We start from the raw sequence: 23,476 nt of genomic DNA on the forward strand, positions 1-23,476 counted from the left end.
GCAGCCCGCCGACGCGCGCCGCGAGTCAATTCCGGGAGGTCACCGGCCTGCCGTCGCGGGCCGCCGTGATGAACGCGCGAATCAGGTCGGGCGACTTCACACCGCGCGCGCTCTCGACGCCACTGGAGACGTCGACGCCCCAGGCGCCCGTCAGCTCCAGCGCCTCACGAACATTGGCCGGGCTCAGGCCGCCTGCCAGCAGCCACTGTCCCTCCGGCGCGGAGAACTGCGCCGATCCCCAATTCCACGGTGTACCCGAGCCCGGATCGGGGGCATCGAGCAGGAGCAGATCCTCGCCGTACTCTCCGCACTTCTCGACATGCTGAGAGGTGGCCCGCAGCAACGTCTTTCCCTCATCTCGCAGCGCCTCGAAGAATTCGGGCCCCTCCTCTCCGTGCAACTGCGCTGCGCGCACACCGCTCTCGCGCACGAATCGCCGGATCTCCGCCACGGACTGACCGCGAAAGACGCCGACCGTGAGCACGCCGGCCGGTACCCACTCGGCCAGACGCCGAGCGGTGCCGGCGTCGACGGTGCGCGGACTCCCCGGCGCGAAGACGAACCCCACCGCGTCAGCCCCGGCGGTCACGGCCGCGTCGACATCCGTTTCGGTCTTCAAACCGCAGATCTTGATGAAGGGGGTAGTCACATGGCCAGTTAACCAGCCCGTACCCGGGAGTGAATCAACCCACATAGAATCTTTTTAAACATGCGTTTAGATTGACAAGATGGCGACCGCGGAGCAACACACCACCAAGCGCAAGCGGACGCACGATCCGGAGGGCCGACGCCGCAGCGTCCTGGATTCCGCGCGCAGGCTTTTCACCGAGCGCGGCTTCGACCAGACCTCGATTCGCGCCATCGCCGCGGACGCCGATGTCAATCCGGCACTGGTGATCACCTATTTCGGCAGCAAAGAGGCCCTGTTCCGGGAGATTGTCAGCGATCTCCGACTGCGCGACGACGTCCTGCCCGGGGAGCTCGAGGGCCTGGGAGCACGGCTGGCGCGGCGCTATGTCGAACGGTGGGAGCACATGAGCGCCGACGATCCCTGGCAGGCGCTGCTGCGCTCGGCCATGACTCATCCGCCGAGCGAGCAGATCATGCGATCGGTCCTGGATGTGCAGCTGGCCACACCGCTGCGTGCCATTTTCGGCGATGAGGGCACCGGCCCGGCCCGCAATGCGCTGGTGCGCTGCCTGCTCATCGGAACGATCATGGAGCGCTACGTCTTCCGCTTCGAACCGGCCTGCTCCCTGCCCGCCGCACAGTTCGAGGAAGTCCTCGCCAATACGCTGCAATTCGTGATCACCGGTGCGATTCGATGACCCACGCGATCACCACCGAATTCCCGCCCGCCCCGGCACATCCGCCGCTGCTGCGCGCGCTCGTGGCGCACCGGCCCGGCCCCTGGGCCTGGGAGGCCGCCGTGCTGGCGCTCTTCGCCACCGTCGTGCCGTTTCTCGCGGTGAACGCCGTTGCGGGTCGAGCCGCCGGATTGCTCGCGGTCGCAGGCGGATTCGCGGTCGTCTACGGCATCGGCGAGCCCAGCTCACGTCGCCTGCGCATCAGCAGCGCGGCCGGTCTCGCGATCGTCGCAGGTGTCACAGTGTTCTCCGCCGTCGCGGGATCACCCTGGGTAGCAGCGGTTCTCATCGCCGTCGTCGCCGGACTCGCCACCTTCGTCATCGACGTGGGCCGCGCCGGGCAACCCGGCATGATCCTGATCCTGATCGCGTCGAGCATCGCGTTGGCGCTGCCCGTCGAACCGCACCAGGTCGGCCAGCGCGCGCTGTGGACGGCCGCCGGTGCGGGCTTCGCGATAGCGATGACCGCGCTCTCCGTCGTGGCGTCCCCGGCCCGCCCGTACCGCGCGGCGATCTCCCATGCCTACCTTCAGCTTTCGCGCTTCGCCTCCGCAATGGGCACTCCCGGGGAAGACGCGGCACGACATGCGGCAGCCGTAGCCGTCCAGACGGCACTGTCGCTGCCCGCGCGCGAGCACTCCGGGGTCGCGCGGCTCACTCACCTTGCGGAGCAGGCGGATCTGATCCTCGACGAGTTGATCGGCGATCGCACGGCACTGATCAACGACGGCGGCAACAACTCCCGTCGTGACGCTCTCGCCGCCCTTGCCGGCGGCAAGACTGTTCGGGCATCCGCCGCAATGGCGGGAGGTCGGCCCGTCGATGCGACGATCGCGGCTGCGACGAGAACTTGCCGCGGCAAGACAGCGCCCGGCGGCCGGTCACACCGGCGACACTCGCGCACCAGCCTGCTGCGAGATATACGCCGCCACGTGACCGATCGGCACTCGATCGCCCGCGTGCACGCGGAACGCATGGCGGTGCCCACCGCGCTGGCATCAACCTTGGCTCTCGGCGCCCATATGCCGCACTGGTATTGGGTCCCCGTCTCCACCGCTGCGGTCCTGCAGGGCGCGCACACCACCATGATCTTCCACCGCGCCCTGCAGCGCGCCGCGGGCACCCTGCTCGGCATCGCCGTCACCGCCGGGGTGCTCTGGATCGACCCGAATGTCGCCGGGCTCCTCGCGGTCATCGCCGTCTGCATGTTCGTGGCACAGCTGTTCTTCCCGCGAAACTACGGCGTCGCAGTAGCTTTCGTCACTCCCCTGGCGTTATTGATGCCCGAGCTCGCGCACCCCGGCGTCGCGGCTCAGTCGATGGGCCCGCGTGCATGGGAAACAGCCCTAGGCGCCACGATCGCACTGGTCGCCGCCTATATGTTCCGGCGGCCCGTCACCATCGCCCATCTGACCGACGCACTGCGGAACGCCGCCACCGCCACAGCGGAACTGCAAGCAGCCGCCGGAGCACCACCGCAGGCATTGCGCGCGAAGGCAACTCACCACGCACTCGACGCCTGGCAGACCTTCGACGTTCTCCATGCCGACGGCCTCACCCGCGCCGGGGCGCACGCCCTCTGGCCCGATGTGGTCGCCACACACCGGGACGTTTTCCATGCCCGTGCCCACCGGAACCGGCGCTGACCCTGCGCCGATATCGATTCGGATATCGGTGGATACCGGCGTGGTCTTGGACAGCCGTACCGCTTCCGTGTTGTCGTGTCACCATGACTCAGAGCAGGAAGCGGCTGACCCCGGCCCGCCGGATATTCGCCGCGATGATGACTTTGACGCTGCCCGCGATCGCTGCGTGCGGGAACACGTCGGACACCGCGAGCACCACAGCGCCCGCAGCCACCAGCACCTCCGCCGCCGACGCACAGTTGGCCGCCGTCGAACAGCACGCGCAGGCCCGCCTCGGGGTGTTCGCTCTCGACACCGCAACGGGAAAGACGGTCGGCTACCGCCAGGACGAGCGCTTCCCCATGGCCTCGACGTTCAAGACCCTCGCCTGCGGCGCGCTGCTGCACGCCCACCCGCTCGACACCGGATACTTCAACCAGATCATCCATTTCACCGATGCGGACGTCACCGCGGCCGATGGCGCACCGGTCACCGGCGCCAGGGTCGCCAGCGGCATGTCGGTACTCGAATTATGCGATGCGGCAATCACTTACAGCGACAATGTCGCGGGCAACGAGGTACTGAAACTGCTCGGCGGACCCCAGGCCGTCACCCAGTTCGTCCGAACCCTCGGTGATCAGGTCAGCCGGCTGGACCGCTGGGAACCGCTGCTCAATGACTCGATCCCGGGCAATGAGCAGGACACCACAACACCGGCCGCCATCGCGCACGACTATCAGGCCCTCACCGTCGGCGACGCGCTACCGGCCCCGGAGCGCAAGCAGTTGACCGATTGGCTGCTCGCCAACACCACCGGCGGCCAGCGTATTCGCGCGGGCCTGCCGAACGACTGGAAAACCGGCGACAAAACCGGCACCGGCTCCGGCTACGGAACCGCCAATGATGTTGCCGTCACCTGGCCGACCGGCAGCACAGCGCCCATCGTCATCGCGGTGCTGTCCACCCACCCCGCCAAAGAGGCGCAGGCGGACAGCACTGTGATCGCGGAGGCGACCCGCAATGCCGTAGCGGCAGTGCGGTAACCGCCGTCACTCGCCGATGTCGTTCCAATCGTCCTCGATGGGCCAGCCCGAGGCCACCAGGTGCGCGCGCACCCGGACCAGGTCCGATTCGGTCGGCAATTCATCGGTGAGTTTGGTGATGACCACCCCGACGTCCGCCTTGTCGGCCGGAATCGTGCCCTGCTGGACGAGTGCGGCAGCGACCTGCCGAGCAGATTCCACAGAATTCCGCCGACCAGGCCGGCGAAAACGATGTGCAGCATTGCCATGTGGTTCACATTGCCGATATTCAGCAGACCACCCGACACAGTTTCGGCGACCTCCACCGAAAGGAAGGCGCCGAGGTTCTGCGCGGCCTCGACCAGGACGCCGATGCGCGAACCCCGGATTCCGGCGTCGAGCGCCCGGAAGGTGAACGGCAGCGCGATCACCACGTACTCCAGCGCCAGAATCAACGACAGCGGCTGCTGCTGCCCCGCCGTACCCATGCGTGGCACCGGCCGATCCCGGACCTGAGATTGCCGCGAGACACCCCGCTGATCCGAATTGTGTTGCCCCCATGCGTTGTTCACCACTACCCGCAGGTAGGCACTTCGACCCCACTGGTCAATCTGACCGATTTGTCCGATTAAGGTAGGGGCGTGAACATTGCCGCAACACACATATACGGTTTCCGCATACGCGACTACGGCACCACCGACGGGCGCACCGCCGCGCCCATCCTGACGGACGGGTGAGTCCGGTGGTCGCTCACGAAACCGCGCTGTCGCTCATCCAACTCGGGGCGGTGCTCTTCGGGTTGGGACTGCTCGGGCGGCTCGCCGCACGAATCGGCATGTCGCCCATACCGCTGTATCTGATCGGCGGACTGGTGTTCGGCACCGGCGGTCTGATCAGGCTCGAGCATGTGGACCAGTTCATCGAACTGGCCAGTGAGATCGGCGTGGTACTGCTGCTGCTACTACTGGGCTTGGAATACAGCGCAACCGAATTGGTCACCGGTCTGCGCACCTCATGGCTCGCCGGTGTGGTCGACCTCGTGCTCAATGCCGCGCCGGGTGTGACGGTGGCGCTGCTGCTGGGCTGGGGCCTGACCGGTGCGGTCGCCATGGCCGGGGTCACCTATATCTCTTCCTCCGGCATTGTCGCCAAGGTGCTCAATGATCTGGGACGCCTGGGCAATCGGGAGACGCCGACCATCCTGTCGATTCTGGTGTTCGAGGATCTGGTCATGGCCGGATACCTCCCGGTGCTCACCGCGGTGCTGGCCGGCGCGGGCTTCGCGGCCGGGATGACCACCGTCGGCATCGCGCTGGTGACGGTGACGGTCGTACTGGTGGTCGCACTGCGCTTCGGCAAGTACGTCTCCCGGATCGTCGACAGCGACGATCGTGAGATCTTCCTGCTCAAACTGCTCGGCGCGGCCCTGCTGATCGCCGGATTGGCCTCGTCACTGCAGGTCTCCGCCGCGGTGGGCGCCTTCCTGCTGGGCATCGCGATCTCCGGTTCCACCGCGCACAATGCCGCCAAACTGCTGGAACCGCTGCGGGATCTGTTCGCCGCGCTGTTCTTCGTGCTGTTCGGTCTCAGCACCGATCCGGCCGGCATTCCGCCGGTGCTCGGGTGGGCGCTCACGCTCGCGCTGGTGACCGCCGCGACCAAGATCGCCACCGGGTGGTGGGCGGCAGAGCGCGCCGGGGCTTCGCGCTACGGTCGCGCCCGCGCCGGATCAGCGCTGGTCGCGCGCGGCGAATTCTCCATTGTCATCGCGGGTCTCGCGGTCACCGCCGGTGCGGTCCCCCCGGAGTTCGCCGCACTCGCCACAACCTATGTGCTGATCATGGCGGTGCTGGGTCCCATTGCCGCGCGGGTGATCGAGCCGGCACTGCGCGGGGTGGATCGGCTGCGCGTGCGCACTGCCTGACGGTCAGTCGATTTCCGGGCCGAGGGAAATGCCGCGGCTGGCGAGCCAGGGCAGCGGGTCGATCTTGTCGGCGCCATTGAGCCATACCTCGAAATGGCAGTGCGGGCCAGTGGAGAAGCCGCGATTGCCGACCGTGGCGATCTGGTCGCCGGCCAGGACCCGCTGGCCCACCGAGACTGTCGCGGTGTCCACGTGACCGTAGACGGTGATGGTGCCGTCGTCGTGCTGCAGCCGGACCCACATGCCGAAGCCGGAGGCCGGACCAGCGCTGATCACAGTGCCATCCATGACGGCGTAGATGGGGGTTCCGATCGGCGCCGCCACGTCCACGCCCAGATGTTGGGCGCCCCACCGTGTTCCGAAGCCGGATGTGAAGGTGCCCGAGGCGAATTTCACGAAGAGCGGCCGCAGTTTCGAGGCGGCCCGGGCGGCTATATCGGCCTCGAACTGCTTGCCGTTCTGCAGAATGTTCTGGAATTGCGAGGCGTCCTCGGCCTGGGCGGCATCGAGGATCTCCGGGAAGTGCGCGTCTGTGCCTTCGAGACTTGCGGGCTGCAGGGCAGCGATCTCCAGGGTCGAGGGTCCGGCAGCGGCAGTGGTCTTATGGCCGCCCTGGTCTTGCAAACCGGCCTGTCCCGCGGCCACCGCCGCACCGGCGGCCACCGCCGCGATGACCGCGCGACCCTTCAAAATCGTGATGGCGGGCGGCTTCCGGTGTGTACCCGACCGTCCACCAGCAGTCCAGAAAGTATTGCCGTGCAACAGAACCGAACCTCCTACGCAATCTCTGCGGCGCGCGGTCCCGTCCCGATTCGTCCCGGTCCGAAACCGCCGACCGCACGTGCCGTCTGCGGCGGCGCGACGATATCACCCGAAACTGTGAACGACTCCCAGGAAAGGACCGTCCGGTCCCGGCTTCGAATAGGGCAATTCGGCTCCGGCGCAGGTGAACACCGCAACATCGCCAGGGTCGGCGGGCGGATTGTCCGAAAGGGGACTCCGCCCGCCCAGGTCACCGCTAACGGAACATGGCCTTCGTCTCGAGGAACTCCAGCACGCCGTACGGACCGAGTTCACGGCCGTTTCCGGACTGCTTGTAGCCGCCGAACGGGGCGACGGGACTGAAGGCGCCGCCATTGATTTCGACCTGTCCGGTGCGCAGTCGCCGGGCCACGCGCTGGGCGCGTTCCGGATCGGCGGACCAGACTCCCCCGGACAGGCCGTAGTGCGTGCCATTGGCAATCGCGACGGCATGGTCCTCATCGTCATAGGGCAGGATCGCCAGCACCGGACCGAAGATCTCCTCCTGCGCGATCGTCATGGCCGGATCGACATCGGAGAAGACGGTGGGGCGCACGAACCAGCCGCGGTCCAGGCCCTCGACCGGATCGGTGCCGCCGGTCACCAGGGTGGCGCCCTCCTCGATCCCGCGGCGGATGTATCCGAGCACCCGATTGCGGTGCGCCACGGTGACCATCGGGCCCACGGCGGTGGCCGGGTCGAAGGGATCGCCCACGACGGCGGCCTCGACCGCGGCCTTCGCGATGGCTTCCACCTCGGCCAATCGGCTGCGCGGCACCAGCATTCGGGTCAGCGCCGTGCAGGTCTGGCCGGAATTGAGGAAGCATTTGCCGACGCCGTCGACGACCGCGGTCATCAGGTCGGCATCGTCGAGAATCACATTGGCCGATTTACCGCCCAGCTCCAGCGCGACCTTCTTGATCGTCCGCGCGGCCAGCTCGGAGACCCGCGCACCCGCCGTGGCCGAACCGGTCAGCGAGATCATATCCACGCCGGGATGCGCGGCCAGCGCTTCGCCGACCACGGGTCCGGTGCCGGGAACCAGGTTGAAGACACCGGCGGGCAGGCCGAGCGCATCGATGATCTCGGCGAACAGGAAGGACGAGAGTGGCGCCACCTCACTGGGTTTCACCACGATCGAGCAGCCTGCGGCCAGTGCGGGGGCGACCTTGGCGGCGATCTGATGCAGCGGATAGTTCCACGGGGTGATCGCGCCGACCACTCCGACCGGCTCCCGGACGATCAGGGCATTGCCGAGTTCCTCCTCCCAGGGCAGCTCGCTCACGAATCGGGCGGCCGCCGAGAAGGTCATGGCGGGTAATCCGGCCTGCAGCAGCCGGGAGACGGCGACCGGGGTGCCGACCTCCTGCGAAATCAGTGCCGCCAGTTCATCTCCGCGGGCCTCGAGTCCGGCGGCGATGGCGGCCAGCACCTCGGCGCGGGTGGAGACCGTACTGCGCGACCAGGATTCGAATCCGGCCTGCGCGGCCCGCACCGCCGTGTCCACATCGGCGGCGGTGCCGAGCCGGACCGTCGCGATGGTCTGCTCGGTGGCGGGGTTGACGACATCGTGGGTGCCGGTGCCGGACAGGGTGATCCATTCGCCGCCGATATAGGCCCGGTTGTGCAGTTGTACGGCGGGTTCGGTGGTGGTCATATCGTCCTCGTCTCTACTTCGCCGTGACGCCGGTGCGGATGGTCGCGCCGGCATCGGCCGCGATCGCTTCGGCGGTGCGGTGCGCCAGCGCCATGATCGACAGCATGGGATTGGTGCCCGATGCGGTGGGGAACGCGCTGCCGTCGCCGATCCAGACGCCGGGGGTGTCGTGCAGCTCGCCGGTGGGTCCGGCGACGCTGGTCTGCGGGTCCGTGCCCATGCGGCAGCTGCCCATCTGATGTGCGGAGAACATGCGATAGCCCCCGGCGCGGAAGGGGATTCGGCGGATCGCGGCAATGTAGGGGTCGAGGTCCTCGCCCCAGCGCCAGGTCGGCAAGCCCTCGGCGAAGGCCACGATCTGCACCGCGCCGGCTGCCTCGTGCATGATGGCCAGCGCCTCCACGCCGCGGCGCAGATTGGCGAGGTCGAGCTCATCGGTGATGGAGTACGACACCACCGAATTGCCGTCGGCATCGATGCTCACCTGTCCGTGCCCGCGGTCGCGCAGCACCGCCAGGCTGGTCACCGCATTGCGATAGCGGCTCAGGAACTGCTTGTGCGCGGCGCCGGACGCCCAGGGCACAGCCGAGGCTCCCAGACCGGTCGTGTACTGCGCCGTCTCGATGAGGAAGCCGTAACCGTCTCCGGTATCGGCGAATTCGTCGATCAGTCCGGTGTGCGGAGCGCCCCACCACGCCTGCTGATCCTCGGCGTAGATACCGGCGACGGCGGCGACCGGGTGCAGGCGCAGGTACTTGCCGACAGCGGGCCCACCGATGCCGGAGCGCAGCAGCAGCGCGGGTGATTCCAGCGCGCCGCCCGCGACGACCACCCGGGGCGCGCGCACGGTGAAGGTGGCGGCATCGCCGGTCGCCGGATCGGTGTAGGTCGCCGAAACACCTGCGGCCCGGCCATTGTCGACCAGGACCCGATCGGCGCGAGTGCGCACGATGATCTGCGCGCCCGCGTCGGAGGCGTCGCGCAGGTAGGTCTTCATGGTGCCCTGTTTGGATCCGGACTGGTCGCCGAAACCCAGATATCCGGCGCTGGCCGGATCGTAGGTCGCCGGATCGGTATTGCGGGCGATGGTGGCGAACGACCAGCCGAGATGCTCGGCCGCTGCCGCGAAGCGTTTGGTCGGACCGTTGAAATCGGAGCACTGCTCATTGACCGAGATGCGCTGTGCCACTGCGTCCAGGTGCCGGTCGAACTCGGGACCGTCCAGATCCTTCAGCCCGTGTTCGCGCGCCCACTGCTCGCGCACCCAGGGACGGGTGCGCAGGCAGTTGGTCCAGTTGACGGTGGTGCCGCCGCCCAGGGTCGCGCCGGCCTGCAGCGAGATATTGAAATCGGCGGTCGGGGTCGGGCCGCCGCGCCAGTAGAGGTTCTGGAAGCCCCACAATTCGAGCTGGTTGAAGTCGGATTCGTCGAAGTAACCGCCTGCCTCCAGGACCACGGCGCGCAGTCCGGCCTGGGCCAGCTGCCCGGCGATCACGCCACCGCCCGCGCCGGAACCGACGATCACAATATCGGCCTCGATAGTCGAATCAGGCTGCGGCACTGTGATGTGCAGGGATTTGGTGCCCTGCTGCGGTGCGCCGATCGGGCCCGGGAAGCCGAATCTGCGCCACATGGGATTCTGGCCGGTGGCCGGGTCCGGCAGGCCGTAGGTGAGGAACAGCGTGAGCGAGATCAGTACGCCGACTCCCGCTCCGGTCAGCGGTCCCAGTAGCGCTGTGCGCCTGAGCAATTCCTCGCGGGACAGTGGTGAGGCTGCGACAATGCCCTGTGCGGCAAGGGCATCGATGAGCCCGAGCAGACCGGTGCGCTGGTCCTCGGGCATGCCCGCCAGATAGGCGACAATGCCCTGATCCGCACCGAGTTCGGAGGCGGTACGCGCCCAGAAGCCGTCCTGATCATCGGTGCGCTGCAGTGCCGGGACGATGGTGTCGCAGATCGCTCGCAGCGCCTGTGACCGCTCGTCGGTCATCCATTCGGTCATATCTTCCTCGACTTTCCGGGTCTATCGTTCCGCGCCGGGCACAGCGGTATCGGCCGCCGCGAAGGGCTCGGTGCTCCACACGCCGCCGGCCGGGCCGGTGACGAGCTCTGATCGGGGATCGCCGAATCGCATGACGGCTCGATGATCGGCGCTGTACTGCTCCCAGCCCGGCTCGCCGGTGGTGGCGAAAGCGATCCAGGCCGAATGGATTTCGTCGGCGAGGCGCTGCGGTGCGTGCGGACCGGCGAGCGGAACCGCATCGGCGAGCGTGTCGAAGACGAACGGGACTTCGAGGCCGTGGCAGGCCCCGAGTTCGCCATCGGTGCGCTGCCAGCCGAATTCGTAGACGTAGGCCGGGGTTCCGGTCGCGGCGTGCGCGGCGGCCAGTTCGGCGGTCGGACGGCGGAACATGCCATCGGTGATGACGGCCGCCAGCACATCGCCGGGGGTGTCGTCGGGGCGCGCGGCGGCGAACGCCTCGGCCACCGAGACCTCGATGCCGAAGCGCGCCAGCAGGAACGGGAGCATATCGGTGGTGGCCGCCGCGGCGAGGCCGGTGGGCACGGTGAACAGGCGGAATTCCTCGGCGGTGACGCCGATGATGAGCGGGATGCCGCGGGCGGATCCCGCGGTGATGGCGTCGATGGGCAGCGCCGAGAGCAGCTCGCCGTCGAGCGTGGGCATCAGGTTCATGACGCCGCCGCCGGCCGCGACCACCGAGGCGCCCCATCGCGCCGGGTCCGGGTTCAAGGAAAATTCGGCATGGACGGACTGCTGAGCGGTGAGCAGATCTGCGGGCTTCACCATTGCGAATGCCTCAGCGGTCGGGGTTATTTCGAGCCTTTTCGCCAGCTCCGCGCTCATCAGCCGGGCATCGTCCGCGGTGACCGCGACGCTGCCGTTTCCGCTCTGCATGATCGCCCTGCCGAACAGGCCGCGCGCGGCGGGGGCGCTGAGCAGCGCCGCGACGCTCATGGCGCCCGCCGATTCGCCGAAGACGGTGACATTGGCGGGATCGCCGCCGAAGGCCGCGATATTGTCCTGCACCCAGGCCAGAGCGTAAAGCTGGTCGAGTAGCCCGCGATTGGCGGGGCCACCGTCGAGTACCGCGAAACCGGAGATGCCGAGGCGGTAGTTCACCGATACCAGCACCACGCCGTCGCGGGCGAACGCAGCGCCGTCATAGGCCGGCACGGCATTGGAACCGTGCTCGAACGCACCACCGTGAATCCAGACCATGACCGGCAAGCCCGAGCCGCCGGGGTCCGGGGTCCACACATTCACATTGAGGTACTCCGCGCCGGGCACGGTGTAGGTACCCAGGATCTCCTCGATACCGGGCGGGTACGAGGGCTGAATGCAGGTGGGGCCCAGCGCATTCGCCGTGCGAATCCCGTCCCACGGCACCACCGGCCGCGGCGCGAGAAAGCGTGTGAGTCCGATCGGAGCCGCCGCATAGGGGACTCCGAGAAATGCGCTGACGCCCGTCGTCGTACGTCCCTGGATCTTGCCGCCGCTCACTTCGACGATCGGTTCCATTCCGTTCCTCCATCACTACGCCACCCGGTGTGAGTCCATTGAAATTCGCCGCGCACCGGCTCGCGGCGATACCGCGAAATGAACTTGAAATCGGATTCGGTTGGCGGCTCGGGCTTCTTTCCGGATCGGGTCCGTGCGGAGTCGCGCGCGGCTAATGTGGGCACCCGTCCAGCTGATATCGGACGGGCGGCGCGTACCAGGGGAGGACATCTGATGACCAACGATCCGAATTCCATTCGGGGACGGGCGGTGCTCCTGACCGCGCTCGCGGTCTTCGCAACCGCAACCGCCGGACCGGCCGCGGCCGACGGACCCGGCGTCGCCGAATGCCCGGCCACGCATTGGGTGGGTTCCTGGGCGGCCAGCCCCTCCGATGCGCTCGAGGCCATCGATCCCGCACTGCAGCCGATACTTTCGGTGGGTGAGCAGTCCTATCGGATCGTGGTCACGCCGCACCGCGGTGGCGGCCAGGTGCGGATTCGGCTGACCAATCGGTTCCGGTCACTGCCGCTGACCGTCGGTCATGCCACGATCGCCGACCGCGCGACCGGAGCCGAGGTGGATGCGGCCTCCATGCGGGCGATCACCTTCGCCGGGCAGGCGGGCATCACGCTGGCGCCGGGAGCGGAGATCCTCAGCGATCCCGTCGAATTCGCCGCGACGGCTTGGGCTCCGATCGCGGTGAGCGTATATCTGCCGGGGACTGCGCCTCTGCTGACCGAGCACTTCAACGGCAATGCCACCAGTTACTACACCGCGCCCGGAGCGGGTGACAGCACCGGGGATTCGGCCGGGACGGCATATGCCTTCAGCACCACCGCGGTTCCACTCGTGTCGACCGTGGATGTGTCGGCTTCCAGCGACGTCTCCGCCGTTGTCGCACTGGGTGATTCGATTACCGACGGCTACGTTTCCGCCAATTACCTCGGAATACCGCAGAATCCGGCGCTGCCCGATACCAACGCACGGTATCCGGACTTTTTGCAGCACCGCCTCGACGCGGCGGGAATCCCACTGGCCGTGCTCAATGCGGGTATCTCCGGAAATGCGCTGGACGACGACGGAGTGCTGCCCATGTTCGGCCCGAGCGCCGTGTCCCGCGCCGCAGGCGATGTCCTGGACCAATCGGGGGTCACCGATGTCATTCTGCTGGAGGGGATCAATGACCTCGACTCCCCCGTCGGCGCCGACTACGACCGTCTCATCGGCGCCTACACCGACGTCATCACCCGCCTGAAAGCCGCCGGACTGCGCGTCCACCTCGGCACCCTGATGCCGGCGGGCGGATCGTTCATCGGCAGCGCGATCGCCCCGCGGCAGAACCCGATTCGATTGCGCATCAACGACTGGATCCGCACCCAGCACCTCTCGGACACGGTCATCGACTTCGCCGCCGCCGTCCAGGACCCCGCCGATCCCAATGCGCTGGATCCGCGCTTCGCCGGGCCCGACAAACTCCATCCCAACCTGACCGGCTACCAGGCCATGGCCGACGCCATCGACCTCTCGACCCTGGGTGGGAGAACCTGCGGGTGACAGTCGGCAGTTCGGCGCGCCCAACTGACCGCCGACCGCTGCGATGCCGGTAGCCAACCAGCCTGGTGCGCAACGGAAGTCCCGTCTGCCGGACGAGTCGTTGGATGATCTCCACCGATCCGCCCGGCAGTGCGCGAGTGCTCTCGAACGCCAAACCCCGTTGCCCGCTCGTCAGTCGCTCGAGAGCCAGTTGAGTTCGGTGCACAGATCCGAAGGATCCATGTCCGGGGTCGGCTGGGTGTGGTAGACCTCCCAGCGCACCGGACCGGCGACGCCGCCCTGCTCGCCGATCCAGGCATTCAGGCGATCCCATGCATTGTTCAACGCGTCGAAGTTGCCGGCATGGACAACCCGGGCAACCCGGCCTGCGGACAGGCGCCCGGGGGTGACGCCACGCTCCGGCTGCACCGCCTTGCCGACCGCGAACCCGGCCTCGAGGTCGATCGATTCGCCCGAGACCCCTCGATACAGCCCGAATGCTGGTCCGCCAATGGCTGCCCCGTGTGCGGCGACCACCTCCGGCAGCACACGGAACGAGGTATCGAAGAAGTCCCGCAGTCCGAACGGCGGAACCGTGCCGCGAACGACGGCCGTCGTCACCTCGGCGACATCGACCAGGCCAGGACCCGCCACCGATCCATCAGCAATGTGGTCAGCCACGACTCTCCTCGATGCAGTAGAGAACCCATCCACAACACAGACGCCGCAGCCACCCGAATCTCATCGCTGCGTTATTGCTCGCTCGGACCGAGGAGATCCCACCGATTGCCGGCGATATCGAGAAAGACAGCAAGCTGCCCATACGGCTCGGTGCGGGGTTCGGTCACAAATTCGACCCCGGCACTGCTCATTCGGCGGTACGCCTCGCCGAAGTTCTCGACCCGCAGAAAGAACCCCACCCGCCCGGCCACCTGACCCCCGATAGCAGCCCGCTGCACCTCTCCATCAGCGCGCGCCAGCAGAATTCCCGTCACCGCGCCGGGCGGCCTGACGACCACCCACCGCTTCGCACGACCGTCGCTGGTCAATGACGGAGAGTCTTCGATCAGGTCGAAACTCAGAACCCGCACAAAGAATTCAATGGCCGGGTCGTACTCCGCGACCACGATGGTGATCAGCTCCAGATGCACCCACTGAGCGTAGGGGTCAGCCGGGACGGTGCCGCAGGCTGGATGCCGTGTTCAGCCGACGGCGGTCACCGCACCCTCCGACGCGGCGGCGCGACTTCCTGCACTGCGGAGCAGGCTCGCTATGACATCGGGATGAGTCAGTTGGGGATAGTGGCCGGTGCCGTCGATGATTGTCACCGGGTGGGTGATGGGTGCGGTTATCGGATCGTCGGAACCGGCGATGATGTCGAAAGGTACACGCAGCTGCGATAATTCGGCGGTGAGCGCGGTCCGGTTCCTGGGGGTGCTCGCGGCGGCGAGGGCGGCGACGGTGCGGCAGGCGACGCCGGGGCGATGCAGGTTGGCGGCGGCGCTCTCGATGGCCGGGCTGTTCGGAACACCCAGTTGCTCAGCCAGTTTCGCTGCCGGGAGGCGCTTCATGACCTCTGCGATGATTCGCGAGCGGGTCAGCCGTGATGCTCGCGATGGCAGGAAGGCCGGTGAGATATCGACGATCGTGAGTTGGCCCTGGTCGACGCCTTCATCAATGAGCCAGGTGCGCAGGCGTTCCCGGCTACCGGACCGGACAGCCGCAGCGACGGTACGCCCGTTGCGCAGCAGTTCGGCGACCAGTGACCGTCCGATGAATCCGGCGACGCCGAAGACGATCGAGTCGGTGTCTACCATGATTGTCAGCTTTCAGTAGATCGCTCTATATATTTTTGAGACAAAACGCCAGTTCGGCGGAACCGCGCGTCTGCGGCTCAGACGAGGATGTCGACGATCTCGGCCAGTTGCCGCAGGGGTGTGCGGTCGCGGTGGGTGCGGGCCAGAATCAAGCCGCCTTCGATCATTGCGAGAACCGAGGTGGTCAACCGTTCCGGTTCGGGATGACCGTAGGCGGTCAGCCGATCCCGCAGCACGTCTTCCCACTGCCGATAGACAGCCGAACATGCCTGCTGCACAGTGTCATTGGAGGAGGCCACATCCAGCGCGACGGCTGCGACGGGGCATCCACTGGTCCATTCGGAGAGCTCCAGCCGGTCGCCGAGCAGAGCGAGCAACTGCCGCACGAACTCTCGCGCATTCGGCGCTTCGACGATGGCGATCAGCTCCGCAATATCGGTGCCACTGCGCCCGATAGCCTCGCCGACCAGCTGATCCTTACCGCCGGGGAAATGGAAGTACAGCGAACCCCTCGGCGCCCCACTGGTTTCGATGATCTGATTGAGCCCGGTCCCGAAGTACCCGCGGGCCTCGACCAGCGTCCGAGTCGCATCCAACAGCTTGACCCTGGTCTCGGTTCCCTTGTTGCTCACCAGACAAACAATAGACCGACCTACATATTTCAGCAACCCTGCCGCCGCGCGATCATCCGGCCGCAGCGGCTTTCAGATCCGTCTCTCGCACAAGCGAAACGACGCTGACCAGATACTTGGTCAGCGTCGTTTCATATCATCGCCACACGCAGCCGTCAGAGCCCGCGCGCGAAATCCGCCAGCAGCGTCGGCACCGCCGAATCGAACCCGGCGACGTCGAGCATCCCCGCATCGGCCGGATCGGCGATGGAGAAGTTCGTCGCGGTCATGCCGACCACCACCAACTTCGCCTCCGGGTTGATCTCACGCCGATACTGCTGCAGCGCCTGATGCGGATGCACCCGGCCCGCCCAGGTCTCGTTATCAGTTAGCACTGCGAACACATCGACGTGCAGCTGGTTCTGCAGCGCGTACCGCATCGGGAGCGCGCAGTCGGTGCCACCGAACGGCAGGTTGCTCACCGCTCGGATCGCGTCGTCGAGGCGCTGACGCGGGCTGATCGGCAGGCGGGTCAGTGCGGCGTTCCGGTAGTCGCCGTTCGACGTGAATCCGACGATGTCGTAGGAGGATTCGGTCGATGCGGTGACCAGGGCCAGCGCGGCCGTCGCCTCACGGGCGGTCAACGGCAGCCCCGAGACTGTCGACATCATCGATCCCGACACGTCCAGCGCGAGCAGGTGATGCTTACCGGTCGGCTGGACCGACTCGAATGCCTGGTAGAACGCGGAATCGAGCGCATCCACGATCGGACGGGTAGGCTCCCAGGAGCTTTCGCCGCGCGCCGATCGGCCGGACGCGTAAGTACGCAGCGCGACAAGGACATTCACCGGGTGCACGCGAGCCTTCCGCAGACGATCACGGTCGGCCAGCTGCTCGGCGACGGCCTTGGTACGCACCCCCAGCGGGGACAGCAGACCCAGACGGGTGAGTCGCGGCAACTGACGCATCAGTGCCGTCTGTGGAATACCGCTGTCCAGCAGCGCTTCCCATACAGACGCCTCGTTGATCGCGGAGTCGGGCAGCATCTCCCACGACAGCCGGTACTCGCGCACGAGATCCGGGATGCGTGCGACCGGCGCGTCCTGCGCGCGCTTGAACCCCTCGATCAGGCGCAGCCCCTCGAGCGATGCTTCGCGGTCGCAGATCCAATCGAACAGGCGGCGGCGCTCGTCCTGGTCGGTGTCCGGGTGCGACAGACGCAGCAGATCGCGGTGCGTCCAACCCTCACGCTGCTGGTACTTCACGGCCTGATACGCGAGGTCGTCGACGGACTTGTCCACGTACCAGTGCGCGACGGCACGCCGTAGCGCGCGTCCCCAGCCACGGAACTGCTCGATGTAGCGGGCGAACAGGAACAGGTGGGTACCGGTACGTGCGACCAGCGGCAAGGCGTCGAGCGCGACGCGACGGCCATCGACGTCACCGAGAGATGCGGCGGCAGCGAGGGCGAACAGCGCCGGGTTCTGCTTCGGGGCCCGGCCCGCGGTCGAGATCGCGACGATTTCGGCGACCAGGTCCGCGGTGCGAGTGCGCGCGAAATCCAGTATGACAGTAGCGTTTTCCTTGGTCAGATCACGCGCGCTCACGTAGTACGTTCCGCCCTCGGTCCCGAGCGTCAGGAATCGGCGCAGCCGTACTTCCGGCGTCACCTCGAAAGTGAAACCGCCGGCATTGTTGGCAACCTGGCGCCGGTCGGCGGGCTGCGACTGCGGGGTTGCCCGCAGGTTCACGCCTGCATAAGCGTCCATGTTCACCTCATTTGTTCGGCCCTGCGAAGGGCATGGAAAAAGACGGGCATGTGCATGCCGACCGGATTTGGCGGGCGCCTATCCACTCGGCTACGAACGACAATGTCGTTCGGCGGGAGTCGAACCCGCGTATTCCCGCTCCGATAACCGATCGAAACCGGCCCGTCTTCCGTTCTCCTGTAATGCAATCGAGCGCGGACGGTCATGGTGTGCCGACCGGGACTGGCATACGGATCACTCCGAATGTCAGCAAGGAGTTGAACCTTGGTAACCGATAACCGATCAGCTCCGGCCCGTCCTTACTCGCCACAGCAGACAAGGTGAGCGGTCATGTTGTTCCGACCGACGTGTTGGCGCTCTACCAAACTGAGCTACGGAAGCAAGCCTCCGGCGAGATTCGAACTCGCGACATCCCCATTAGAAGTGGTAACCGACCGAATCCGGCCCGCTCACACAACATCTGCTGTACTCGATCGACTGTAAGTGGTCGCCCCCTCCACGCGCCAACCAATTTCGCCAGCACCCCGACACTTCCCTCATCACCCTCGATTCACCGCACCTCGCCGACCCTGGCGCAGTACGACGCCGAGTGGGCTCTGGTGGTGGAGACACGCCGAGAAATCCCACCACCAGAGCCCACTCGGCGAGGCCTCAGGTCGCGGGTTCCGCTTCGAGACCGGTCTCAGCGGTCAAACATGAGCGCAGAGCGGTAAATATTGCCGTGATGACTGGGTTTTTGACCGCTCAGGCCGGGCCATCGCCGTATCAAGCGCTACATGTCGTAGGACCTGCGCTGACAGCGGTCCGGAATCGGCGCGGGCAGCAGATCATGTCGTGGTGGTGGGCATCTGACCGCTCAGTCCGGAGCCTCACCGTGCCACGCGCTATCTGTCGAAAGTACCTGCGCGAAGAGCGATCAGGAAGCTGTCCCACTGCCGGGGAGCGAAAGTGAGTACCGGGCCGGCCGGATCTTTGGAGTCGCGGACGCCGACCGCTCCCCCGCTGATGTGTGCAGCCTCCACGCAAGCATCCTGCTGAGCGGAGTAGCTGCTCTTGAACCAGCGTCTTTCGTCGGGGATGCTCACGGTGCCCACTCCTTCGCCCTCTGTGCCAACATCTTTCGCGTGTCCCCCTCATCCAACGCAAGTCGGTTGATTTCTACAAGCGCGCTGCGATAACGGTCGACCTCGGTGTCTTTTTCGAGGTAGAGGGCGCCGGTAAACCCCTCGACGTAGACCACCGGAGGCTCGATCCACTTGGTCCGGGTCCCGGAAGCGGTGTCCGACGGAAACTCCAGCAGGACGAAGTGGTCCGTTTGCAGCCCGAGATGCGACCCGACCCGATGCGGAACGATACGTATGGAGACGTTTCGCCGGTCACCGAGCTCGGCGAGATGCCATATAGACCTCGCCATGACGGCGGGGCCGCCCACCTGATGGTGCAGCACCGACTCCGAAAGTAATGCTGACACACAGAATTCCGGATCGTCGAGCCGCTGCTGACGCTTCACGGTCACTTCCACGCGCTGCTCCACCTCAGGCGTGGACATCCCCGGAAAGACAGTCCAGATCATCGCGCGGCGATACTCGGGGGTTTGGAGTAGGCCCGGCAGCAGCGTGAGATGCCATGTGGTGATTCTGCGGGCGGACTCCTCGAGTCCGAGGTACAGATCGAAGTGAGCCGGTACGAGATCGCCGTACGAGTGCCACCAGCCCGAACGCTGAGCTTCCTGTACCAGCCCCAGCAGAGCTGCCGTGTCGTCGGGTGAAGCTTCGTAGAGCCTGCAGAGCGCCTCGACGTAGATCGCTTTCAGCTTCACCGACTGGCCGCCCTCCAGCCGCCACAGCGTTTGGGGCGATACCTCGATTGCTCTGCACGCCAATGCAGTACTCACACCTGCGGTTTCACGCAGGTGGCGGAGCCGGCGGCCCAACATTCGTCGTGGAACGGTCGAACCGGTCATCCCGTTAGCCTCAGTATCGTTCGTGCGCCGTTTTGGAATGATTTTCGGCGCAGGTTTGGAAGATGAGGAATCAGTCGAGCGAATCGCTGACTGAAATCTTCCGGCAGGCATAGTCCGGTTGTCTACTGGAAATCGCCCCCGGTGGCCGGGAAGTCTCAGACCATTCCGAGCGGATCGCTCTTGCGTTGTGCCCCTTCGCAAATGCTTCGGGTGGTGAGCGGACTACCGGCCATCGGCGGGCTTCGGAACACATCGCAGCAGGAGGTTTCCTATGTTGCTTCAGGCGGAATTCGGTCGGGCGATTCTTGTGTTGTGCGGGCGGCTCGGTGGGGAGCGGCGGGTGTTGATGCCGGTTTCGGCTGGGCGGCATCGGGCTTCCGGGAAGCATCGGAGGTGAGGGGCGTGGAGTACATTGCGCCGCTCACGTTGGAGTTGGCGGATCATGGGGTGGTGCTGGAGGGGCGGTCGCGGGGGCAGTGGGCGGAAGTTCTGGCGCTACATCATGATTGCCGAGCCGAGGAGTGCTCGGCGGGTGCTCGGGCAATGCGGTTGTTGGGCGCGGACGGTGGGCGTTGAGCTCTGGGAAATGGCGAGAGGGACCGCCCTTTCGGGTGGTCCCTCTCAACGGGGCGGCGCTGATTACATGACCGGGGTGAAGTCGCGGCTGCCTATGTAGGCGGGGCGGGGGGTGGTGGCCGCGTAGGGGTCGGTCAGGGTGTTGTCCACGCTGTTGAAGACTATGAAGAGGTTCGAGCGGGGGAAGGGGGTGATGTTGTTGGGCGAGCCGTGCATGATGTTCGAGTCGAACAGGAGGGCGGAGCCGGCGCGGCCGGTGAACTGGGCGATGCCGTGGCGGTTCGCCAGATCGGTGATGTCGGCTTCGGAGGGGACGCCGATCTGCTGTTCCCGCAAGGAATCTCGGTAGTGCTGGGCGGGAGTTTGTCCTTGGCACGGCACGAAGGTCCGGTGCGAGCCGGGCATCACCATCAGGCTGCCGTTGAATGGGAAATTGTCGGTCAGCGCGATGGAGAGGCTGACCGCGCGCGGCGCGGGCATTCCGTCCTCGGCATGCCAGGTTTCGAAGTCGGAATGCCAGTAGAAACCCGCGCCACGCAGACCGGGCATGTAGTTGATCCGGCTCTGATGGATGTACACCTCCGAGCCGAGGACCTGCCGGGCCATTCCGGCAATTCGACTCTCGCGCAACAGATTCGCGATCAGCACACTGAGCTTGTGCACCTCGAAGATCGACCGGACGCGGTTCGACTCGCGTTCGATCACGACCCGCTCGTCGAGCATCAGCTCGGGATCGCCTGTCATGCGCTCGATCTCGGCCGCGACATCGGCGACCTCCGCCCGATCGAGCAGGCCGTCCAGGATCGCGTACCCGTCGGCCTCGAAACTGGCCAGCGCCGCCGTCCCGACCTCACCCCATACCGTGGGATCGGTGCGCTCCAGATGGGGTGCGGGTCCGTCCGTGCGCGTCGGATATCTGTCGAACCGGGTGTCGTACGTTGCCGTCATGCCCTGGAAACTCCCGTCATTCCACTAGTCGGTCGATACCGCGACGAGCGGATAGATTCCGTTCTCGTCGTGAACTTCCTGGCCGGTGACCGGCGGATTGAACACACACATCATCCGCATCCGCGTATGCGCGTGCAGCCGGTGCTTCTCATGGCCGTCGAGCAGGTACATCGATCCGGGACCCAGCTCGTAATTGACGCCGTTGTCGAGATCGGTGAGACTGCCCTCCCCCTCGACGAGCCACACCGCCTCCACATGATTGAGGTAGTGGAACTCGTGCACGGTCGCAGGCTCGATCGTGGTCTCGTGGAACGAGAAACCCACACCGTCGCCGCCGAGCACAATGCGCTTGCTGCGCCAACCCGCCTCTGCCACATCACGTTCGGTACCGGTGATCTCCGCAGTGCTACGCACGATCATGTCAGCGCCCCTTTCCGTCGCACACGACAGCGACCGCGTCGGCGATTATGGCGAGTCCGTGATCCAGCTCGGGTTCGGTAATCGTCAGCGGCGGAAGCAATTTCATCACCTCGTCCTGGGCTCCGGAGGTCTCCACCAGCAGTCCGCGCTCGAAGGCCACCTGAGCCACCTTGCCCGCCTGGGACGGTTCGTCGAAGACCACACCGTGCACCAGGCCGCGGCCGCGCGTGGACAGTCCCTGGAATGCCCCGCACATCTCGTCCAGGGTGCGGTGTACCAGCTCACCCTTGGCCAGAGTCGCGGTGGAGAGCAGGGTGTCGGACCAGTAGTGCTCGAGCGCCACCTGCGCGGTCACGAACGCCGGGTTGTTACCGCGGAACGTGCCGTTGTGCTCCCCCGGCGCCCACTGGTCGAGCTCGGGACGCATGAGCACCAGCGCCATCGGAAGCCCGTAGCCACCAATGGATTTCGACAGCGTGACGATATCGGGAATGATGCCCGCCTCCTCGAAGGAGAAGAACGGCCCGGTACGCCCGCAGCCCATCTGCACATCGTCGACGATCAGCAGAATCTCACGCGCCGAACACAATTCGGACAGGGCGCACAGCCATTCGGGACGAGCGATATTGACGCCGCCCTCACCCTGGACGGTTTCGACGATCACCGCCGCGGGCTTGTCCACCCCGGAGGAAGCGTCATCGAGGATGGTCTCCATCCACACGAACGGATCGTCCTGCGAATCCGTCAGATAGCCGTCATAGGGCATCGGAGTCGAATGCGGCAGCGGCACACCGGCACCGGCCCGCTTGGCGGCATTGCCGGTCACCGCCAGGGCGCCCAGCGTCATACCGTGAAAAGCGTTGGTGAAGTTGAGAATAGAGGTCCGGCCCGTCACCTTGCGCGCCAGCTTCAGCGCCGCCTCGACCGCGTTCGCGCCGGTCGGCCCAGGGAACTGCACCTTGTAGTCCAGACCGCGCGGCTGCAATATGGTGCGCTGCAATGTTTCCAGCAGACGACGCTTGGCGACCGTCGCCATATCCAGCCCGTGCGTGATGCCGTCGCCGGCCAGGTATTCCAGCAGCGCCTGCTTCAGCACCGGATTGTTGTGCCCGTAATTGAGCGCACCCGCGCCGGCGAAGAAGTCCAGGTAATCCCGGCCGTCCTCATCGCGCAGCCAGGCTCCGGACGCGGTATCGAAAACCGCGGGCCAGGAGCGGCAGTAACCGCGCACATTGGATTCGAGTTCGTCGAAAATGGTCAAATCGGGGGCAGTCATCGGCCCACCTCCTGGTCTATTGCCGTGGCTATACGGAACAGGTGTTCGGGTTCGTGTCCGTCCGGAAAATGGCCGGGATCGAAGAGCGGCCGCGCGGTGAGCAGTGCACCGCGACGGCGGGCGAGTGCGGCGAACATAGCGGTCGAGGCCGCGTTGTCCGGTGAGACGGTCGTCTCCAGGGTGGAGACTCCCTGCCCGGCCAGGCCGTCCATGAGCGAGTCGAGCATGGCGCCGCCCAGGCCGCGCCCGCGATATGTCTCATCCACCGCGACCTGCCAGACGAAAAACGTCCCGGGCTGTTGCGGACGCAGGTATCCGATGACGAATCCGCCTACTTTGCCGTCGATTTCGACAACCGCCGAGGTGGCCGCGAAATCACGGCACCACAGCAGGTAGGCATAGCTCGAATTCGTATCGAGGACTCCGGAATCCGCGGCGATGCGCCATATCCGGGCTCCGTCCTCCAATGCCGGAGCCCGGACGAGGAATTCGTTGCTGCCGCGCACCGGAGGCAACGCGGAGAGCCGCTCTCGAGTGATTTGCTGGACTATTGCTTCGAATTTCTTCAATTGCGTCTGCATGACCCTTTCGAGCCTCGCGGACGAACTTTGAGGTCTGCTGTTGGGTTCATTACGATCGTGTGA

22 protein-coding genes and 1 pseudogene are annotated in these 23,476 nt (G+C 66.2%); 6 read left to right on the forward strand and 17 right to left on the reverse strand.

Going from position 1 to position 23,476, the window contains the following annotated elements:
- Positions 1 to 25 precede the first annotated feature (25 nt).
- A complete protein-coding gene (locus tag OG716_RS14410) occupies positions 26 to 649 on the reverse strand; it encodes a phosphoribosylanthranilate isomerase (protein WP_405138132.1) in 624 nt (207 codons plus the stop codon).
- 79 nt (positions 650 to 728) lie between these two features.
- Here OG716_RS14410 and OG716_RS14415 point away from each other — a divergent pair, with 79 nt between their 5' ends.
- The 3 genes from OG716_RS14415 to bla all read left to right on the forward strand — a co-directional run bounded on the left by OG716_RS14415 (position 729) and on the right by bla (position 4,035).
- Complete coding sequence (locus tag OG716_RS14415; protein ID WP_405138133.1) at positions 729 to 1,328, forward strand: TetR family transcriptional regulator; 600 nt, start codon at positions 729 to 731, stop codon at positions 1,326 to 1,328.
- Positions 1,325 to 3,013, forward strand: coding sequence for an FUSC family protein (locus tag OG716_RS14420; protein WP_405138134.1), 1,689 nt, complete (start codon positions 1,325 to 1,327; stop codon positions 3,011 to 3,013). The genes OG716_RS14415 and OG716_RS14420 overlap by 4 nt, the downstream gene beginning before the upstream one ends.
- Positions 3,014 to 3,096: 83 nt before the next feature.
- The gene (bla, locus tag OG716_RS14425) at positions 3,097 to 4,035 is read left to right on the forward strand and encodes a class A beta-lactamase (RefSeq protein ID WP_405138135.1); all 939 of its coding nucleotides are present in this window, start codon (positions 3,097 to 3,099) and stop codon (positions 4,033 to 4,035) included.
- A gap of 6 nt (positions 4,036 to 4,041) precedes the next feature.
- On the opposite strand, the gene OG716_RS14430 is transcribed toward bla, so the two are convergent.
- Positions 4,042 to 4,236: a DUF3349 domain-containing protein gene (locus tag OG716_RS14430; RefSeq protein ID WP_405138136.1), complete on the reverse strand. Its 195-nt coding sequence runs from the start codon at positions 4,234 to 4,236 to the stop codon at positions 4,042 to 4,044.
- Positions 4,237 to 4,283: 47 nt separating this feature from the next.
- Between OG716_RS14430 and OG716_RS14435 the strand changes: the two genes are divergently transcribed.
- Both OG716_RS14435 and OG716_RS14440 read left to right on the forward strand, forming a co-directional pair.
- Positions 4,284 to 4,646 (forward strand): hypothetical protein, encoded by a 363-nt coding sequence (locus tag OG716_RS14435; RefSeq protein ID WP_405138137.1) that lies wholly within the window; start codon positions 4,284 to 4,286, stop codon positions 4,644 to 4,646.
- Between the two features lie 110 nt (positions 4,647 to 4,756).
- Entirely contained in the window at positions 4,757 to 5,938 is a 1,182-nt protein-coding gene (locus OG716_RS14440; protein ID WP_405138138.1) for a cation:proton antiporter, read from the forward strand.
- A 3-nt stretch (positions 5,939 to 5,941) separates the two neighbouring features.
- On the opposite strand, the pseudogene OG716_RS14445 reads toward OG716_RS14440, so the two are convergent.
- The 4 genes and pseudogenes from OG716_RS14445 to OG716_RS14460 all read right to left on the reverse strand — a co-directional run.
- Positions 5,942 to 6,661 (reverse strand): annotated as a pseudogene (locus OG716_RS14445) (M23 family metallopeptidase); the annotation flags it as partial.
- A gap of 295 nt (positions 6,662 to 6,956) precedes the next feature.
- Positions 6,957 to 8,396, reverse strand: a complete 1,440-nt coding sequence (locus tag OG716_RS14450; protein ID WP_405138139.1) for an aldehyde dehydrogenase family protein — start codon at positions 8,394 to 8,396, stop codon at positions 6,957 to 6,959.
- A gap of 13 nt (positions 8,397 to 8,409) precedes the next feature.
- Entirely contained in the window at positions 8,410 to 10,398 is a 1,989-nt protein-coding gene (locus OG716_RS14455) for a GMC family oxidoreductase N-terminal domain-containing protein (RefSeq protein WP_405138140.1), read from the reverse strand.
- A gap of 21 nt (positions 10,399 to 10,419) precedes the next feature.
- The gene (locus OG716_RS14460) at positions 10,420 to 11,937 is read right to left on the reverse strand and encodes a carboxylesterase/lipase family protein (RefSeq protein WP_405138141.1); all 1,518 of its coding nucleotides are present in this window, start codon (positions 11,935 to 11,937) and stop codon (positions 10,420 to 10,422) included.
- A 213-nt stretch (positions 11,938 to 12,150) separates the two neighbouring features.
- Here OG716_RS14460 and OG716_RS14465 point away from each other — a divergent pair, with 213 nt between their 5' ends.
- Positions 12,151 to 13,473 (forward strand): GDSL-type esterase/lipase family protein, encoded by a 1,323-nt coding sequence (locus OG716_RS14465; RefSeq protein ID WP_405138142.1) that lies wholly within the window; start codon positions 12,151 to 12,153, stop codon positions 13,471 to 13,473.
- A gap of 171 nt (positions 13,474 to 13,644) precedes the next feature.
- Here the strand turns inward: OG716_RS14465 and OG716_RS14470 are convergent, their stop codons facing one another.
- The 11 genes from OG716_RS14470 to ectA all read right to left on the reverse strand — a co-directional run bounded on the left by OG716_RS14470 (position 13,645) and on the right by ectA (position 23,413).
- Positions 13,645 to 14,133, reverse strand: coding sequence for a GyrI-like domain-containing protein (locus tag OG716_RS14470; RefSeq protein ID WP_405138143.1), 489 nt, complete (start codon positions 14,131 to 14,133; stop codon positions 13,645 to 13,647).
- 71 nt (positions 14,134 to 14,204) lie between these two features.
- The gene (locus tag OG716_RS14475) at positions 14,205 to 14,579 is read right to left on the reverse strand and encodes a VOC family protein (protein WP_405138144.1); all 375 of its coding nucleotides are present in this window, start codon (positions 14,577 to 14,579) and stop codon (positions 14,205 to 14,207) included.
- 75 nt (positions 14,580 to 14,654) lie between these two features.
- Positions 14,655 to 15,269, reverse strand: a complete 615-nt coding sequence (locus OG716_RS14480; protein WP_405138145.1) for a hypothetical protein — start codon at positions 15,267 to 15,269, stop codon at positions 14,655 to 14,657.
- 77 nt (positions 15,270 to 15,346) lie between these two features.
- Entirely contained in the window at positions 15,347 to 15,901 is a 555-nt protein-coding gene (locus OG716_RS14485) for a TetR/AcrR family transcriptional regulator (protein WP_405138146.1), read from the reverse strand.
- Between the two features lie 155 nt (positions 15,902 to 16,056).
- A complete protein-coding gene (locus OG716_RS14490; protein WP_405138147.1) occupies positions 16,057 to 17,649 on the reverse strand; it encodes a TROVE domain-containing protein in 1,593 nt (530 codons plus the stop codon).
- 884 nt (positions 17,650 to 18,533) lie between these two features.
- Complete coding sequence (locus tag OG716_RS14495; protein ID WP_405138148.1) at positions 18,534 to 18,734, reverse strand: DUF397 domain-containing protein; 201 nt, start codon at positions 18,732 to 18,734, stop codon at positions 18,534 to 18,536.
- Positions 18,731 to 19,612 (reverse strand): helix-turn-helix domain-containing protein, encoded by an 882-nt coding sequence (locus OG716_RS14500; RefSeq protein WP_405138149.1) that lies wholly within the window; start codon positions 19,610 to 19,612, stop codon positions 18,731 to 18,733. The genes OG716_RS14495 and OG716_RS14500 overlap by 4 nt, the downstream gene beginning before the upstream one ends.
- Before the next feature lie 639 nt (positions 19,613 to 20,251).
- On the reverse strand, positions 20,252 to 21,136 hold the full coding sequence (gene thpD, locus OG716_RS14505) for an ectoine hydroxylase (RefSeq protein WP_405138150.1): 885 nt from the start codon (positions 21,134 to 21,136) through the stop codon (positions 20,252 to 20,254).
- A 24-nt stretch (positions 21,137 to 21,160) separates the two neighbouring features.
- Positions 21,161 to 21,556, reverse strand: coding sequence for an ectoine synthase (locus tag OG716_RS14510; RefSeq protein WP_327146103.1), 396 nt, complete (start codon positions 21,554 to 21,556; stop codon positions 21,161 to 21,163).
- Position 21,557: 1 nt separating this feature from the next.
- The gene (ectB, locus tag OG716_RS14515; protein WP_355127454.1) at positions 21,558 to 22,832 is read right to left on the reverse strand and encodes a diaminobutyrate--2-oxoglutarate transaminase; all 1,275 of its coding nucleotides are present in this window, start codon (positions 22,830 to 22,832) and stop codon (positions 21,558 to 21,560) included.
- Positions 22,829 to 23,413 carry a diaminobutyrate acetyltransferase gene (ectA, locus tag OG716_RS14520; RefSeq protein ID WP_405138151.1) on the reverse strand — a complete coding sequence of 195 codons (585 nt, stop codon included), beginning with the start codon at positions 23,411 to 23,413 and terminating at the stop codon, positions 22,829 to 22,831. Before ectA ends, ectB begins: the two co-directional genes overlap by 4 nt.
- Positions 23,414 to 23,476: the final 63 nt, after the last annotated feature.

Origin of the sequence: Nocardia sp. NBC_01388 (genome assembly GCF_045040085.1) — a bacterium.
Taxonomy (GTDB): domain Bacteria; phylum Actinomycetota; class Actinomycetes; order Mycobacteriales; family Mycobacteriaceae; genus Nocardia.